At 57.3% G+C, this 16,938-nt stretch carries 15 protein-coding genes; 9 read left to right on the top strand and 6 right to left on the bottom strand.

Annotated features, from left to right (window positions below; translation table 11 throughout):
- Window positions 1–60: 60 nt before the first annotated feature.
- Together rnk and ACUZ79_RS04940 are read left to right on the top strand one after the other, a co-directional pair.
- Entirely contained in the window at window positions 61–474 is a 414-nt protein-coding gene (gene rnk, locus ACUZ79_RS04945) for a nucleoside diphosphate kinase regulator (RefSeq protein WP_449250880.1), read from the top strand.
- A gap of 74 nt (window positions 475–548) precedes the next feature.
- Window positions 549–713 carry a hypothetical protein gene (locus ACUZ79_RS04940; RefSeq protein WP_449250879.1) on the top strand — a complete coding sequence of 55 codons (165 nt, stop codon included), beginning with the start codon at window positions 549–551 and terminating at the stop codon, window positions 711–713.
- Here ACUZ79_RS04940 and ACUZ79_RS04935 read toward each other — a convergent pair.
- On the bottom strand, window positions 708–1,949 hold the full coding sequence (locus tag ACUZ79_RS04935; RefSeq protein ID WP_449250523.1) for an ISL3 family transposase: 1,242 nt from the start codon (window positions 1,947–1,949) through the stop codon (window positions 708–710). The two genes, ACUZ79_RS04940 and ACUZ79_RS04935, sit on opposite strands and share 6 nt — an antisense overlap.
- A gap of 90 nt (window positions 1,950–2,039) precedes the next feature.
- On the opposite strand from ACUZ79_RS04935, the gene ACUZ79_RS04930 reads away from it, so the two are divergent.
- The 7 genes from ACUZ79_RS04930 (at window position 2,040) to ACUZ79_RS04900 (ending at window position 9,135) form a co-directional block, all read left to right on the top strand.
- Complete coding sequence (locus tag ACUZ79_RS04930) at window positions 2,040–2,960, top strand: lipid II:glycine glycyltransferase FemX (protein WP_449250878.1); 921 nt, start codon at window positions 2,040–2,042, stop codon at window positions 2,958–2,960.
- A 248-nt stretch (window positions 2,961–3,208) separates the two neighbouring features.
- Complete coding sequence (locus ACUZ79_RS04925) at window positions 3,209–3,460, top strand: HypC/HybG/HupF family hydrogenase formation chaperone (protein ID WP_022657919.1); 252 nt, start codon at window positions 3,209–3,211, stop codon at window positions 3,458–3,460.
- A gap of 353 nt (window positions 3,461–3,813) precedes the next feature.
- Entirely contained in the window at window positions 3,814–6,630 is a 2,817-nt protein-coding gene (ileS, locus tag ACUZ79_RS04920; protein ID WP_449250877.1) for an isoleucine--tRNA ligase, read from the top strand.
- Between the two features lie 5 nt (window positions 6,631–6,635).
- Window positions 6,636–7,163, top strand: a complete 528-nt coding sequence (gene lspA / locus ACUZ79_RS04915; protein ID WP_240823875.1) for a signal peptidase II — start codon at window positions 6,636–6,638, stop codon at window positions 7,161–7,163.
- The gene (locus ACUZ79_RS04910) at window positions 7,160–7,366 is read left to right on the top strand and encodes a PLDc N-terminal domain-containing protein (protein ID WP_022657916.1); all 207 of its coding nucleotides are present in this window, start codon (window positions 7,160–7,162) and stop codon (window positions 7,364–7,366) included. The genes lspA and ACUZ79_RS04910 overlap by 4 nt, the downstream gene beginning before the upstream one ends.
- A gap of 11 nt (window positions 7,367–7,377) precedes the next feature.
- On the top strand, window positions 7,378–8,385 hold the full coding sequence (gene ybgF / locus ACUZ79_RS04905; RefSeq protein WP_449250876.1) for a tol-pal system protein YbgF: 1,008 nt from the start codon (window positions 7,378–7,380) through the stop codon (window positions 8,383–8,385).
- 120 nt (window positions 8,386–8,505) lie between these two features.
- The gene (locus tag ACUZ79_RS04900) at window positions 8,506–9,135 is read left to right on the top strand and encodes a protein phosphatase CheZ (protein WP_240823873.1); all 630 of its coding nucleotides are present in this window, start codon (window positions 8,506–8,508) and stop codon (window positions 9,133–9,135) included.
- Window positions 9,136–9,442: 307 nt separating this feature from the next.
- Here ACUZ79_RS04900 and ACUZ79_RS04895 read toward each other — a convergent pair whose 3' ends face one another.
- The 5 genes from ACUZ79_RS04895 to fdnG all read right to left on the bottom strand — a co-directional run bounded on the left by ACUZ79_RS04895 (window position 9,443) and on the right by fdnG (window position 16,594).
- Complete coding sequence (locus tag ACUZ79_RS04895; RefSeq protein ID WP_240823872.1) at window positions 9,443–9,874, bottom strand: cytochrome c3 family protein; 432 nt, start codon at window positions 9,872–9,874, stop codon at window positions 9,443–9,445.
- A gap of 244 nt (window positions 9,875–10,118) precedes the next feature.
- Window positions 10,119–11,360, bottom strand: a complete 1,242-nt coding sequence (locus ACUZ79_RS04890) for an ISL3 family transposase (protein ID WP_449250523.1) — start codon at window positions 11,358–11,360, stop codon at window positions 10,119–10,121.
- 131 nt (window positions 11,361–11,491) lie between these two features.
- The gene (locus tag ACUZ79_RS04885; RefSeq protein ID WP_449250875.1) at window positions 11,492–12,442 is read right to left on the bottom strand and encodes a formate dehydrogenase accessory protein FdhE; all 951 of its coding nucleotides are present in this window, start codon (window positions 12,440–12,442) and stop codon (window positions 11,492–11,494) included.
- 404 nt (window positions 12,443–12,846) lie between these two features.
- Complete coding sequence (locus ACUZ79_RS04880) at window positions 12,847–13,506, bottom strand: 4Fe-4S dicluster domain-containing protein (RefSeq protein ID WP_449250874.1); 660 nt, start codon at window positions 13,504–13,506, stop codon at window positions 12,847–12,849.
- Window positions 13,507–13,555: 49 nt separating this feature from the next.
- Window positions 13,556–16,594, bottom strand: coding sequence for a formate dehydrogenase-N subunit alpha (gene fdnG / locus ACUZ79_RS04875; RefSeq protein WP_449250873.1), 3,039 nt, complete (start codon window positions 16,592–16,594; stop codon window positions 13,556–13,558).
- Window positions 16,595–16,938: the final 344 nt, after the last annotated feature.

Genomic DNA, 16,938 nt, shown 5'->3' with positions numbered 1-16,938 from the left:
GGTTACGCCCTCTTTTTTTATGCAATGTGCGCGGCCTTGCGCAGCACACTGGAGGAAAACATGAAAGAATATCCTAATATTACCGTTACGAGCAAGGATGCAGCGAGGCTGGAAACCCTGTTGGAGACCTTGCCCGCTGATGGCTTCCCCGGCCGCAAGGATCTGGAAGAAGAGCTCTACCGCGCAAACGTTGTGGCCCCCGAAGAAGTGCCGCCCTCAGTGGTGACCATGAACTCCACCGTGCGTTTTGTCATGCTGCCTTCCGGTACCGAGCGCCGCCTGAAGCTGGTATACCCCGGCAAATCAGACGCCAGCGAAGACTCCATTTCCATTCTGGCTCCTGTGGGCAGTGCGCTGCTGGGGCTTTCCGAAGGCGATGACATCCGCTGGCCCAACCCCAACGGCGGGACCCTGCACCTTGTGGTACAGGAAGTGGAAGACCAGCCGGAACGCGCCGGGCACTATGACCTGTAAGCTCCTTCCAACAGCCGTTGCCGATTCCAGCGGGAACGGAACAACCTTATTCCCCACCTATGCGAGGAGGTATCATGGTGGATGTGATCGCCAAGGCGACTAACGAACTGAATCCGACAGACATACTGTTTCAGACTCCCTACTGGGCGCAGGTCAAATCGCATATGGGCATGGCCCCCCTGGCTTTTGACATTCATTCAACAAAAACGGTTCTTCGTCGTTTGATGTGGAATTCATGAAGCCACTACGACCTGAATCGGGGCCGCAATCAGGTAGACCATGGTGATGAAGTTCTCCACGTTCCGGTATCCTCGGGCCCTGGCCCTTGCCGCCTGGAACAGGCCATTGAAGCCTTCGAGCCTCGCATTGGTGTGCAAGGAATGCCAACGATGAAGGATTCGCGGCAAATGCCTCTCAAAGCTGGCCAATGCTCCGCGCACGGGTTCCAATAGCGGGCAGTCGGCCGCGTACTCGGCGGCATGCTTGAGAAAATGGGTTATGCGCCACTTGGCGGCCTGCTTCGATTCGGCCCGTCGAACCCAGCGCAGAAGTTCTTTGACACGGTAGGCCTTGGCGGTAGCGAAGCCCTGCTCGACGAGTTCCAGGAGAGCACTCTCCTGATTCTGCGTGCGTATTGTCTCGGCGCCCTTGAGTACGGCCCAACGGGTGTGGTCCGGCAGCTTTGACTGCCTGGCCTCAAGCTTTCTGACGTCATCGACGGCCTTGGTGAAGAGTTGGACGACATGAAACCAGTCGACTGTCACCGAGGCAGACTTGAACTTCTGTTCGACGGCGGAGAGGAACGCAGGCGACATGTCGCAAACTACCTCGACGATGTTTTCAGGACAGCCTTCATGGGCTTCAATGAACGCGCAGAACTGAGTCAGGCATTCCTTGCCCTTACCTGGAGTCGCGAAGATCACGGGCCTGTCGGAACGATCCAGGTCAATGAAGACGGTGATGTAATTGTGCCCACGCTTGGACGCGGTCTCATCCAGACCGATGGCCTTGATGTCTTTCAAGTTCAGCGCATTGATGGCTTTGGCCACATAGTGATGGACGATGCGCCACAGGCGGGTATCCGTGACCTCGACATGACGCGCTACGGCATTGACCGGCATCTCTCGAACGAGGCTCATGACAACCTGCTCAAAAAGCAGGGTAAACCGGCTGCCTTCCCTGGCCCATGGGGCTTCGACGCGTCGGATTCCATGTTCCGGGCAATTGATCCTCGGCAGTCGGGCTGTGAGGTAACAGTGATGCTGGAAGAAGTTGAGATGCCGCCACGTGAATTCCTTGAAGTCGTGAGCCTTGCACGCGGCTCCGCACTCGGGACACGGATACAGCGCTCCGCGGTCGGCACCGATCTCCAGGTGGAGCTTGGTTGGCGTATGGTCGGTATCAAGACGTTGGCTCATAACTTTCCAGGGCGGCGTGAGGCCGAGGCCCAAGGCAAAGATTTCTTCAGCTTGCATGGCAGTCCTCCTAAAGGAGGGCTATCCAAACTGATTGAGGTCGGTCAATTCCACATCAAACGACGAAGAACCACAAAAACCTGGGGCGATGTGCTGGTGCTCATAAAAAACCATTGCGGCCACAAGATGGCTCTTGTGCCGCAGGGGCCGGAGTATGCGCCTTCTGAGGATTCATACGGGCAATATCTGGAAGACCTCTCCGTTGCCCTGGCAGACCGGCTTGAACCGGATGTGACCTTTATCCGCTACGACCTGCCGTGGAAATCCCTGTATGCGGACGAAATGCAGGAGCGGGGATGGTGCGCCTTTCCTGAAGCGCGCATACGCGAAATGCGTATGAACATGGGCACCAGATTCTGGAACTTCAAAAAGGCTTCCGCAGACATGACTGTGGCCAGTTCGCTGGTAGTGGATCTTGACGGCAGCGAAGACGACATCCTTGGCAGAATGAAGCCCAAAACCCGCTACAACATCGGTCTGGCCCGGCGCAAGGGCGTGACTGTTGAGAAAGCAGATAGCAGCAACCTTGCTGATTTTTATGGCCTGTACGAACAGACCGCCAGAAGAAACGGCTTTGCCCCATGCAGCAGCAAACAGTTCTCGGCCATGTTCCGATGCAATTTCGGCGCAAAGGATGAAGCAGATATTGTATTTTTGCTGGCCCGGCATGGGGGTGATATCCTTTCCGGCGCTATCATCGGCATTTCAGGGCAACACGCCAACTTTCTGTACGGGGCCTCGGGCAATATCAAGCGCAACTATATGGCGTCCAGCCTCATGCACTGGACAGGCATGCGCATTGCGCGGCAGCTTGGCTGCCGCAGTTACGAAATGGGCGCGGTCTCGCCCACGCCTGACGCCACCCACCCTTTCAACGGACTGCACCAGTTCAAGGTCGGCTTTGGCGGCCATATCGAGCTACGGAGCGGCTCGTGGGACTACCCCCTGAATCAGGGGGCATACCGCGCCATACAGAATGCCGAGGCCATGTACAGAGAACTTGGTGCATGAAGGGAACAGTTGCGTGCATCACGGGCATAAGGGCACGCAATACCTACGGCAGAGGCAGGGGCTGCGCAACGGGCAGGCAGCCATAGATGCTGCACTGTGAACAACACTTTCCGTTGCGTACCCTGCCGCCACTTCGCCCAGGCACCTTGCGTGAAGCTTGCCGCGCTGATAAGCTGAAAATCTGCGGAACAGTCGCGGCCTTGCAGCCGGGCATTCAGTGATTATCTGCCTTTCAAGAGGTACCAAATATGTGTCTTGCCATACCAGCCAGAATTGAAGAACTCCAGGGAGAGGGCATGGCCCGCGTGCGCGTGGGCGAAAGCTCCACCTTTCTCACCGCCTCTATCATGCTGCTGCCCGAAGAACCCAAGGTCGGCGATTATGTGATCGTACACGCCGGTTTTGCCCTGCACACCATGACGCCGCAAGAAGCTGAAGACAGCCTGTCGGCCCTGCGCGAACTGGCCCAGGCCATGGATGGCGCTCCGGCAAACTTCTGACGGCCTAGCCCGCGTAACTGTGCGGTCATTGCTGAGGAACAGGAAATCCCGGGCGTTTCACTATTGCGCGCAACGCGTCTGAAACGCCCTTTTTGTTGGTGCTCCACGAGTATGAGCCAGCTTTTTCGCTCATGAAGAGGCGCATTTTGCAAGGCGGGTTGCCATGCAGCTACACAGCATCAGTGCGATCTGCCAAACATTTTCATGCTCAGCCTGCGCACATACAGGCCACGCCAGCAGGCACGCAGTGCCCTGCTCTTCTTGACTTTGCCCCGCTCTTTGCCCACAGTAGAGCGATTTTTTCACCGTACTACATTGCCAAGTCCTTGAGTTGAACTGTGCCGGGAGCCAGCATGAGCGATTATAAGAAAACATTGAACTTGCCTCAGACCGCCTTTCCCATGAAAGCCAACCTGGCCCAGCGTGAGCCGGAAACCCTGAAGAAATGGGATGCCATTAACAGCTACGAAGCAATGGTTGAAGCTTCCGGCAGCAAGGGAACCTACGTGCTGCACGATGGCCCTCCCTATGCCAACGGCCACATCCACATGGGCACGGCCCTGAACAAGATTCTCAAGGACATTATTGTTAAATCGCGCAACATGGCGGGTTTTGCCTCGCGTTATGTGCCGGGCTGGGACTGTCACGGCCTACCCATTGAGCACAAGGTTGAGCAGGAACTGAAAGAAAAGAAAAAGACCCTGCCCGCCCATGTGGTGCGCAAGCTCTGCCGCGACTACGCCTCCAAGTGGATTGACGTGCAGCGCAAGGAATTTCGTCGGCTCGGCGTGCTTGGCAACTGGGAAGATCCCTACATGAGCATGCGCCCCGCCTATGAGGCCGCTACCGCTCGCGAGCTTGCCAACTTTGTGGAAACGGGCGGCGTCATGCGCTCCAAAAAGCCCATCTACTGGTGCTGCTCGTGCCATACGGCCCTCGCAGAGGCAGAGGTGGAGTACTACGACCACACGTCCCCTTCCATCTTTGTGCGCTTCCCCTTGCAGGACGATGGCCTGAAAAAGGTTTTCTCCGCTGCGGATCCCGCCCATGCTTATGTGGTCATCTGGACCACCACCCCCTGGACTCTGCCGGACAACATGGCCGTGTGCCTGCACCCCGAGTTCACCTATGTTCTGGTGGAAGTGGACGGCGCGCAATACGTGCTGGCCGAAGAGCTGCTCGCCTCCTGCGCGGAGCAGTTCGGCTGGAGCGAACCCAAAATCCTTGGCCGCGCCAGCGGCGAACAGCTTGAAGGCCTCAAGGCCCGCCACCCCTTCTATGACCGCGTGTCGCCCATCATCCTGGGCCAGCACGTCACCCTTGAAGCTGGCACGGGCTGCGTTCACACAGCTCCCGGCCATGGCCGCGAAGACTACGAAGTGGGCCTCAAATACGGCCTCGAAATCTATTCGCCCATGGATGATGCCGGGCGCTTTTTGCCCACCGTGCAGTTTTTTGCCGGGTTGAATGTTTTTGAAGCCAACCCCAAGGTCATTGAAAAGCTTGAAGAAGTCGGCGCATTGCTGCGTCAGGCCAAGATCAAGCACTCCTATCCGCACTGCTGGCGCTGCAAGCAGCCGGTTATTTTCCGCGCTACCACCCAGTGGTTCATCAGCATGGAAAAGAACGACCTTCGCGGCCGCGCGCTCAAGGCCATTGACGAGCAGGTGCGCTGGATCCCCGCCTGGGGCCGCGAACGCATCCACAACATGATCGAATTCCGGCCTGACTGGTGCATCTCGCGCCAGCGCCAGTGGGGCGTGCCCATCATGGCTCTGCTCTGCGAAGACTGCGGCGAAGCCTGGAACGACCCCAACTGGATGCGCGACATCTGCGACCGCTTTGCCAAGCACCCCACCGGTTGCGACTACTGGTACGAAGCCGAGCTTTCAGAAATCGTGCCGGAAGGCCTTGCCTGCCCGCACTGCGGCGGCAACCACTGGAAGCGCGAAACAGACATCCTTGATGTGTGGTTTGACTCCGGCACCAGCTTTGCCGCAGTGCTGGAACAGCGGCCCGAGCTTGCCTACCCCGCCGACCTGTATCTGGAAGGTTCGGATCAGCACCGGGGCTGGTTCCACAGCTCCCTGCTGGTAAGCGAAGGCACGCGCCAGCGCGCGCCCTACAAGGCTGTGCTCACACATGGCTATGTGGTGGACGGCGAAGGACGCAAGATGTCCAAGTCCATCGGCAACGTCATTGCACCGCAAGAACTCATTGAAAAGTTCGGTGCAGAAATCGTGCGCCTGTGGGTTTCTTCAGTGGAATACCGTGAGGACATCCGCATTTCCGACGAAATTCTTGGCCGCCTTGTGGATGCCTACCGCCGCATCCGCAACACCTGCCGCTTCATCCTTGGCAACCTTGAAGGCCTCGGCAAGGATGACCTGCTGCCGCTGAACGAGTTGATGCCTCTTGACCGCTTTGCCATTGACGCTGCGGCCCGGGTTCATGACCGTGTGCAGCAGGCCTATATGGATTTTGACTTCCACAAGGTCTACCACACCCTTCACAACTACTGCGTGACCGACCTTTCGTCCATGTATCTGGACGTGCTGAAAGACCGCCTCTACGCTTCCGGCCCCGCCAGCGCGGAACGCCGCTCGGCCCAGACCGCCCTGTGGCACATTCTTGGCCTGTTGCTGCGCGACATGGCCCCGGTGCTTTCCTTCACTGCGGAAGAAATCTTTGCGCATCTGCCCGAAGGCCTGCGCGGTGCGGAACCCACGGTATTTGCCCTGCAGCCCATTGATTCTGCCCCCCTTCTGCTTGACGAAGGCACGCGCGACGACTGGAACGTGCTCACCGCCGTGCGCGGGGCCGTGACCAAGGCCATTGAACCCATGCGGCGCGACGGTGTTATCGGCCACTCGCTCGACACCCGCGTGACTCTCTTTGTGGCAGACGAACTGCGTCAGCGCCTTGAAGGCCTGAACACAGACCTGCGCGCCTTCTGCATTGTTTCGCAAATCGCCCTGCAACCCCTTGAAAGCGCACCGCAAGGCGCGTACTGCGATGAAGAAATCGCCGGGCTTGCCATTGGCGTGGAAAAGGCTCACGGCGAAAAGTGCGAACGTTGCTGGATTTACAGCACGGAACTTGGCACCGATGCGGAGCATCCCACGCTCTGCCCCCGCTGCACCGCCGTTATCAAGGCCATGGAAGCGTAACAGGAATGCCAAGGCGTTATCGCATACTCGGCATTGCGGCCATTGTCGCCCTTGTTCTTGATCAGGCGAGCAAGTGGGCTGTCATGCAGTTCATACCCGAGCACAGACCCATCACGGTCATTGCCGGGCTGTTTGATCTGGTCAACATCCGCAATCGCGGCGCGGCCTTTGGTTTTTTGAACCGGTCCGACATTGAGTGGCAGTTCTGGCTTTTTCTCGCTGCCACGGTTGTGGCCGTTTGGGCCATTGTCATGCTGGTGCGCAGCTCGGATGAAGATCCCTGGCTGTTCGCGGCCCTTGGGCTTGTGATGGGGGGCGCGCTTGGCAATCTGGTTGACCGTGTGCGCTTTCGCGCCGTGGTGGACTTTCTGGATGTCTATTGGGGCGACTGGCACTGGCCAGCCTTCAATATAGCCGACTCGGCCATATTTGTGGGCGCGGTGCTGGCCTGCCTGATTCTCTGGCGCAAGCCCCAGGCTGTCGCCAGCGACAAAGGCGGCAAACCAACCCCCGGCAAGGGAGGAACCGCATGATTTTTCATTGGTGGCATGTGCTTGTGGTAATGTTCCCCATGATCCCGACATTGTGGAGCATTCTGCACATATGGGGACATGAGTTTGAAACCCCGCAACAGCGCGCCCTGTGGCTTGTGCTGGTAGTTTTTCTGCCATGTGTGGGGGGAATCATCTATATTTTCACCGGACGAAAAAAAGTTCTGGGAAAAGTGCAAAATTGAAAGAGGGTACTATGCGCACACTCCGTACTATGTACATCCTGACTCTGGCTTGCGCGGCGCTGCCTTTGAGCGGCTGCATGGGCGGCAGCACCAGCAGCGGCAATGGCAGCATCTCACTGGAACAGCAGGTGCAGCAGCAAGACGTTCAGTTGCGTCAGTTGCAGCCTGCTCAGGCTGATGCCTGGAGCCAGATTCAAACGCTGCGGCAGGAAGTCAACACACTCAAGGGCCAGCTTGATGACCTGCAGAACGCAGGCGGCGCCAAAGCCCTGGTGGGCCGTGTGAGAGCGCACGATGAAGCTCTGCGTCAGGTGGAGCGCAGCATGGCGCTGAACCTGAACCTCGGTGACCCCATGACCAGCGGCGGTAGTTCTGCCCCCTCTGTGCAGGCGGCTCCTCAGGCAGCTCCTCAGTTTGCCCCCCAGGCGGCGCCTGCTTTCAGCCAGCCTGGCTATGGCCAGCCTTCCTACGGGCAGGCAGCGGCAGGCGGCATGGCTGCTGGTTCCGTAGGCTACGCAGCGGCCTCCGCCGCTGGCGATCAGGGCGCGGCAGCAGCCCAGCCTCAGACCGTCATCAATCCCAGTTCCAGCACTTGGGGCCAACCCAGCCCCCAGCCCGAGCCGCAGGTTCAGGCTCCCAAAAAGGACATTTCGCTGGCGCTGTTTGATGCTGGCGTTAACGCCTACCAATCCCGCAAGTACGATGAAGCGCAGCGTTCTTTCAATGACTTTTTGAAAAACTACAAAGACCACAGCCAGGCTCCCGAGGCCCAGTATTATCTGGCCGAGTGCTACTTCCAGCGCAACCAGTTTGCCGATGCGGCCCTGGCGTATGATGCTGTTATCAAAAAGTATCCTTCTTCTTCCAGCGCGCCCGGCGCGTACCTCAAGCAGGGTATCAGCTTCAGCAAGCTCAATCAGTCTGCTGCTGCCAAAGCCCGTCTGGAAGAGCTGATCAAGAAATATCCCAACTCGCCAGAAGCTGCGCGGGCCAAGACGTTTCTGAAAACCAACAAGTAAGTATCCCGGCTCCGCCGCGCCCTCGCGCGGCGGAGTTTTTACTGCATTTGACCTTTGACCATTCACTGCAAAGGTTCTAAACGCATAAATTAAACCGCGCCGCGCGCAAAGGGGACGGGCATGAGCAACGAAAAGCCCGAAGCCGCAGTTTACAAGCAGATCAGTACGGAAATGCGCCAGGGTCTGAGAGAGATTTTTGAGCGCATCTCCACTGCCTCCAAAGGCCAGCCCCTGCCCCCCCCAAATCCAGATGCGCTATTTCTGGAAGCATCAAGCCAGCTTGATGAAGTGCTGAAAGACACAGAAAGCGCCACCATGACCATCATGGAAATCGTGGAGCGGCATCTGGATCTTCAGGAACAGAATGCGGCGCATCTGGCAGGATTGCTTAGCGGCGGTGCGGATGCGGCCCCCATTACCGAGCTGGAAGCAAACAACAAGCTTCTTGGGGATGACCTCACTTCAGTGCTGACCGCCCTGAGCTTTCAGGACATTACAGGTCAGCGCATCAAAAAGGTCGTGTCTGCCCTGAACCAGATTGAGGCAATGGTGGTGGAACTCTATGTTTCCACGGGCCTTATTCTGGACGCGGCGGAAAAAGACCCCAGCAAGAACGTTCAGGAATTGCAGAATGAAGCACGTCAGGCGGTCAAGGAATTCAATCAGGGGCGTAGTGAACTTAAAGGGCCTGACAAGGCTGGCGCTTCACAGGGCGCTATTGACGACATGCTTTCCCAATTGGGCCTCTAGACGGATATCTTGCTAAACACTTTCGGCTATTGAATGAGGGCGTCGCAAAACGCCCTTTTTTTGCGTCCAGCGCCGCGTTGCAGCCTTTTGCTGTTTCTTCAGGCGCATAGGGTTCAGCCGTAAGTGAACATACTTAACGCACATAGGCACATAGCATCGCTGACAAAGATTCATCTGGGAGAGGAGCCTTACTTGGCAGAGCTGCCACTGCACCCAGGCTAACTACCTGGGTTGGTTTGTTTTGCAACGCATAAAGGCCCCTTGCGGGGCCTTTATGCGGTACAGAAAACCTGTGGCGGGAGTGAGCTTACTTCTGCTTGGCGGCTTCGCGAGCGCTGGCAGCCATGTGGCAGGGACGGCAGCCCTTGAACTTGGCGCCGTACTTGGCGGGATTTTCCTGAGCCTTCTGCGAGTGGCAGCCGTAGCAGGAACGGTCGCCATTCTTGGAGTGGAAGGCCATGAACATGCTCATGGGGTCACGTTCGCGCGCACCAGGGGTGGCGTGGCATTCGGTACAGGCTACGTAGCGGCTGTCGCTGCCCACTTCGTGGTGGCAGTGCATGCAGTTGATGCCTTTGTGCGCCGTGTGGGGGAACATGACGCTCATACGCGGAGATGTTCCACCAGGAATTTCAATAGGCTTTTTAATGGCCTGCGACATTTCCTTGATATCACGCGCCTGCGCTTCGCCAACCCACGCGAGGCTCAACGCAAGCAGCAACAAGGTCACATATTTCATCAGCTATTCCTCCTACTGGGTTCGTAAAGCGCAGGAGCAAGCCCCGGCGCACCACAGGCGGCTGAAAAACCGCCGTCAACACCACTCTCCGCAGCGGTTGTTCTACCCTAATAATGCCTGCATGTGCAATAATTAAACACTGCTACATCAGGTGCATTTAAACGGTTCAACAAACCGACTCAGCAATCCCTGACAGTCAGACTGCCAGCAATAAATTTTGGTTCTTCGTCGTTTGATGTGGAATTCATGAAGCCACTACGACCTGAATCGGGGCCGCAATCAGGTAGACCATGGTGATGAAGTTCTCCACGTTCCGGTATCCTCGGGCCCTGGCCCTTGCCGCCTGGAACAGGCCATTGAAGCCTTCGAGCCTCGCATTGGTGTGCAAGGAATGCCAACGATGAAGGATTCGCGGCAAATGCCTCTCAAAGCTGGCCAATGCTCCGCGCACGGGTTCCAATAGCGGGCAGTCGGCCGCGTACTCGGCGGCATGCTTGAGAAAATGGGTTATGCGCCACTTGGCGGCCTGCTTCGATTCGGCCCGTCGAACCCAGCGCAGAAGTTCTTTGACACGGTAGGCCTTGGCGGTAGCGAAGCCCTGCTCGACGAGTTCCAGGAGAGCACTCTCCTGATTCTGCGTGCGTATTGTCTCGGCGCCCTTGAGTACGGCCCAACGGGTGTGGTCCGGCAGCTTTGACTGCCTGGCCTCAAGCTTTCTGACGTCATCGACGGCCTTGGTGAAGAGTTGGACGACATGAAACCAGTCGACTGTCACCGAGGCAGACTTGAACTTCTGTTCGACGGCGGAGAGGAACGCAGGCGACATGTCGCAAACTACCTCGACGATGTTTTCAGGACAGCCTTCATGGGCTTCAATGAACGCGCAGAACTGAGTCAGGCATTCCTTGCCCTTACCTGGAGTCGCGAAGATCACGGGCCTGTCGGAACGATCCAGGTCAATGAAGACGGTGATGTAATTGTGCCCACGCTTGGACGCGGTCTCATCCAGACCGATGGCCTTGATGTCTTTCAAGTTCAGCGCATTGATGGCTTTGGCCACATAGTGATGGACGATGCGCCACAGGCGGGTATCCGTGACCTCGACATGACGCGCTACGGCATTGACCGGCATCTCTCGAACGAGGCTCATGACAACCTGCTCAAAAAGCAGGGTAAACCGGCTGCCTTCCCTGGCCCATGGGGCTTCGACGCGTCGGATTCCATGTTCCGGGCAATTGATCCTCGGCAGTCGGGCTGTGAGGTAACAGTGATGCTGGAAGAAGTTGAGATGCCGCCACGTGAATTCCTTGAAGTCGTGAGCCTTGCACGCGGCTCCGCACTCGGGACACGGATACAGCGCTCCGCGGTCGGCACCGATCTCCAGGTGGAGCTTGGTTGGCGTATGGTCGGTATCAAGACGTTGGCTCATAACTTTCCAGGGCGGCGTGAGGCCGAGGCCCAAGGCAAAGATTTCTTCAGCTTGCATGGCAGTCCTCCTAAAGGAGGGCTATCCAAACTGATTGAGGTCGGTCAATTCCACATCAAACGACGAAGAACCTAAATTTTGTGGCAAAGGCAGCTTCAAAAAACGGCTTTTGTACGTGCCGCAAGCTGCCGCTAAAACATGTTCCAGAATGAGGGTCTGACTGGTTTCAGCTTTTTACGTGCCGCCACCATATCCAGATGCATCATGCCAAGCGCCAGCGCATCCAGATTGGGAACAAACTCGCGCTCGCGCAGATCCACTGCCGGGCAGTACGACTTGCACTTGGTGCACCAATCCAGCCGCTCACCGTGAGCAGTGCCGCTTTCTCGCAGCAATTCCATCACCCCGCTGCCTTCCTCGCCGCATGCAGGGCATGCGCCACGGCGGAATTTCCAGTCCGCGCCGCACACGCCGCAGTGCAGGTGCTTTTTACCGCCGCCGCCCGCGAGAAAAGCATTTTTTTCATCAATGCTGGGTTTATCCATCCATCCAATGGTGGGCAGTGCGCCGCACACAGGGCAATAGCCCTGCCGCCACACATCGCCGGCTTCCCAAGGGGTGTCACCCTCTGCGGCCACGGCCTGGGCGGTCATGCCTCGCAAAATCGGCGCAACGATGAACCCGGTCACAAAGTCCAGCACCAAGGGGTCAAGGCCCATTTTTTCAGCCAAAGCCGCCAGGGCATCCCTGTCGCCCGAGGCAGCGGCGCAAACCAGCTCTTCTGCTCGCTGGGCTTCAGCTCCATCAGATTTCAGAAAAAAATCCGTGAGCTTGGCCTTGTGGGGAACGACGGCGTCCATGCGGCACAGCATGGGCAGCAGCTTTTCTGCGCAAATACGCACCGCTGGGGCCACGCCCGCAAAGGGAGCTCCGGCAAGCATTGAAACACCCTGTTCCATCCGCTGCGGCTCAGCCTGCGGCAGTGACAAGCCCTCTTTTTTAAGGCATTCGGCCACGGCATCACCAAGCTCTTCCTGGGCGGTGAGCAGCGGTTCAAACGACCGCAGCACAGGGGCCAATACCGGACGCCACGAGATAACTTCTTCAAGGGTTTGGGCAACGGTTTGCCTTTTAACAGCCATTGATACTCCGTATGCCGAGGGTACTCCCGGCTGATTTCCCAAACGATGCAACACTGAGGATGTCTGCCCTCAATGTTTTCAGAATGCTCATTCCGGCATTTCGCAGTGCAGGTGCAAGCGGTGCTGTCATTTCCGAGTACCGATCTGGTACCGGGCTGACAGACCTTTACCTTGCCTTGGCAAACACGAGTTCAAGGAGCCCCCGCGCAATTCAAGGAGAGCCTGCGCCAACCGGTTGAGGCAAAAACCAGGGGCCGCTCCAGCAACATTCACGCCGCAACAAGGCAAACGTGCTTACTGGTATTATACCCTGATGGTGAACCAAAGCGAAGGATTTGCCAAGCCCCCGCAGTGCTTTTCTACCCCCGCAGCCATACGACTGCGGGGGTAGAGGGGATAAGGCCTTACATGAAGGCCGCGTGTTCGTAGTAGTGTTCTTTTTCTTCGGCCAGCAGGTAGATGACGCTCACATCTTCTACATCAGCCAGAAAAGCCTTGGGGAAGGTCTTTTTGACTATTTCAAGCCGCTTTTTGGCCATGGGCAGGATTTCCTCCCTTTCGCCAAAAGCCATTGTGCCCGTGGGGCACGTCTTGACGCAAATGGGCAGCATGCCCGCAGTGACGCGGTCAATGCACATGTCGCACTTGGTCAGGCACTTGGTCTTGGGATCCAGCCGGGGGATGTTGTAGGGGCAGGCGTCAATAACGGCCTGCGCATCCTCGGGGCTCAGCTTGGCGCTTTTGTCCGTGGCTATCACCATACCCGTTTTGGGATCCTTGATGATGGCGCCGGGCACGGCCATGTCGGCCACTTCCTTGCAAATGGGCGTAAGGCAGTGGCGGCACTGGTCGGGAAAGAAGTTCCACACGACGGTGCCGTCAGGCTTCATACGCTCGCGAAAACGAACAATCTTGAGGTTGTTGGGGTTCAGATCCGGCGGATTCTGATGAGTGCCGCGCTGCTTGGTCTCATTGGCAGGCAGGTCATGCCATTCCTTACAGGCCAACTGGCAGCCCCGGCATGCCGTGCACCGAGTGGTGTCGATCAAAAAAGTCTTCGGCATAGCAATGCTCCTTGGCGGGCGCGCTCCATCAAGGAGCACGCCCGGCTCGTTAGCCTATTTCGGTCAGCTTGTCGGCCTTACGCAGATTGACGCAGCAGGCCTTGGATTCAGGAATGGTGGTGTTGGGGTCATACGCACCAACGGTCAGCCGGTTGGTGGAGTCGCCGCACTTGGGCGTTGTCCAGCCAAAGGCAAAGGGCATACCCACAAGGTGGATCGTTCTGCCCATAACCGTAAAGGGACGAATGCGCACCGTCACCATGGCGATGGCCTCGCAGGTACCGCGAATGCTTTCAAGAAGGACGCCATCGCCGTTCTTGATGCCCTTTTCCTTGGCCAGCTCTGGACTCATTTCCACATAGAGCTGAGGCTCGGTTTCAAGCAGGTTGGGCACATTGCGCGTTTCGCCGCCGCCGCACCAGTGTTCGGTGAGGCTGTAGGTGGTCAGCACATAGGGGTAGTTGGGGTCAGCGGGCGCGGCGATCTTGTCCATATCGGAGGTATGGAACTTGTACACCGGGCTGCTCAACTGCCTTGAGAACGGATGGCTGGCCAGAGGCGTTTCCGCAGGTTCGTAGTGTTCGGGGAAGGGGCCGTCAGCTGGGCCAGCGGCGAAGAACTGGGAGTGACCGTCCTTCACCATGATGAAGGGCAGCTTGCCGCCCTCATTGGCCATGGGCGGCCAGGGGCCGTCGGGGACGTCGCCCACCCACTTGGTGCCGTCCCATTCAATAACCGCACGCTTGGGATTGAACGGCTTGCCGTTCACATCCACAGAAGCGCGGTTATACAGAATGCGGCGGTTCACCGGCCAGCACCACGACCAGTTGGGGAACAGGCCGATATTGGCCTGCATGGGCGTCTGACTGGTATTACGGCGTTTGGACTTGTTGCCATCTTCTTCTGTCCAGCTGCCTGTGTAAATCCAGTTGAGCGACGAGGTCGTACCGTCGTCCTTCAGCGCCGCGAAGGCAGGCACAAGCTGACCGCGCTTGTACTGCTTGTCGCCCACCTTGGTATCGGCCCAGAAGAAACCGTTGATGCGGCGCGCCCAGTCAGAAGCGTCGTACTTGTCCGGCCAATTCATCTTGAGGATGGGCTCGGGCAAGACGCCGCCTTCGGCCTTGTAGAGATCGCGTATCTGGTTGAACAGGGGCACAACAATGTCTGCAAAGTTGCGTGCTTCGCCGCCGGGCTTAACGCCCTGATCGAACCACTGCAACCAGCGGCCGCTGTTGCTGATAGTGCCTTCCTTTTCAATGCGGTGAGCCGAGGGCAAAAGGAACACTTCGGTCTTGCAGGCCTTGGGGTCCACACCGGGACGCTTCCAGTTGTCCGTGGTTTCCGAATTGTGCAGCTCAGAACACACGAGCCAGTCCAGCTTGTCCAGAGCGGCCCGCATCTTGTTGGTGTTGGGGAAGCTGTTCATGGGGTTCACGCCAAAGATGAAACCGCCGCGCATTTTGCCCTGATAGACTTTATCCATGGCAAACATGTATGAGCAGTCTTCGTTCGGCTCCAGCTTGGCCAGCAGGTCATAGCAGAAGTCGTTTTCAGGCGTGGCTTCATCACCAAACCAGCCCTTGAGCAGGCTGGCGATATACTTGGGCCTGTTGCTCCACCAGTTGGCGCTGTTGGGCAGCTTGGTGACAGGGGTGTTGGCCTTGTTGTAGTCGGTCAGGGTCTGCCACGGGGCGCGAGGGGTGCCGTGGTAGCCGGGCAGGTTGTTGTACAGCAGGGCATGGTCGGTGGAACCCTGCACATTGGGCTCGCCGCGCAGGGCGTTGATGCCGCCGCCAGCCACGCCGATATTGCCCAGCAAAAGCTGGATCAGCGAGGAAAGACGAATGTTCTGCACGCCCACGGTGTGCTGTGTCCAGCCCAGAGCGTACATGATGGTGCCAGCCTTGTCGGGGCCGCCAGTGGCGCAGAAGGCCTTGTAGACCTTGAGCAGATTTTCCTGCGAAACGCCCGTAACGTCAGAAACGTTTTTAAGCGTGTAGCGGGAATAGTGCTGGCGCATCATGTTGATGACGCAGCGCTCGTTCTGGAAGGTGGGATCGACCACAGGCTTGCCGTCAGGCCCCATTTCCAGCGCCCATGTCTTTTTGTCGTATGTGCGCGTGACCGGATCATAGCCGCTGAAAAGGCCGTCGTTGAAAGCATAATCCTTGCCCACCACAAAGGCGGCATGGGTGTACTTTTCAACATATTCCTTGAAGTACAGCTTGTTTTCCAGAATGTAGTTGACCATGCCGCCCAGGAAGGGAATATCCGTTCCCGAGCGCAGAGGCACGTGGAAGTCGCAACGGGCGGACGTGCGCGAGAACTTGGGGTCAACGTGCATAAGCACGGCCCCGTTGTCCTTGGCCCGCATGACCCACTTAAAGGCGACAGGATGATGTTCAGCGGCATTGCTGCCGATAATAAGCACTGCATCGCTATTCTTGATATCGATCCAGTGGTTCGTCATAGCACCGCGTCCGAACGACTCTGCCAGAGCCGCAACAGTGGGGCTGTGTCAGACCCGTGCCTGGTGGTCCATATGGACAACACCCAGGCCGCGTATTGCTTGGTGAATGACAGCGCATTCTTCGTTGGAGGCGTGCGAGGTACCCATCCAGAAGATGGAATCAAGACGGTTGACCGTCTGCCCCTTGGCATTCTTGAGAATAAAATCCTTGTCGCGGGTGTCTTTAACCCGGCGGGCGATCTGGGCCAAAGTCCAGTCCCAGTCTTTTTCCACCCAGTGATCACTGTTGGGCGCGCGGTAAAGCGGCTTCTTCAGGCGGTGGTCATTGGTGTACATGCTGAAGAGCGCCGCGCCCTTGGCGCAGAGCGCACCTTCGTTAACGGGAAAGTCCGGGTCGCCCTCTGTGGAAACGAGCTTGCCGTCACGCACATAGGCTATGACCTGACAGCAGACCGAACAGAAGGGGCAGACGCTGATGACTTCCTTGGCGCCTTCTATCTTGAGTTTTACGGCGTAAGCCTGGGCCTCGCCCAGGTCGAAGCCCAGCTGCCCCAATGTGAGGCAGAGAACTCCTGCACCGACGCCCTTGAGGAAGCTCCTCCGGGTGCTTTTCATGATGACACTCCTTTTTTAGGCCAATCACGCAACGCAAGGTCAGAACTCCTGCGTTGAACAAGACGCCTCTGAACTGCGTCAATTAACAAGATGGAGATTTGTTTTCACCATAGTTGAAAAAACGTGATATCGCAAGATACTTACATTTTTTTAAAGAGAACCGACCCTATTTGTGACCATTTTCCCAATGATATAATTTTGCATGCCATTTCATGGAGATGGAACACTATAATTGATAGAATTGCACACACAAACAGCATAAACTGGGCGATATTTTTTCTCTTGCTACCCCTGAAATAATTATACTTTTTTCTTAAAAAATTACGTCCACTCCTCGCTTATTG

The sequence above is a fragment of the Desulfovibrio faecalis genome (assembly GCF_053570625.1).
The sequence above is the reverse complement of the archived record's forward strand: the minus strand, read 5'-3'. Positions and strand labels throughout refer to the sequence as shown.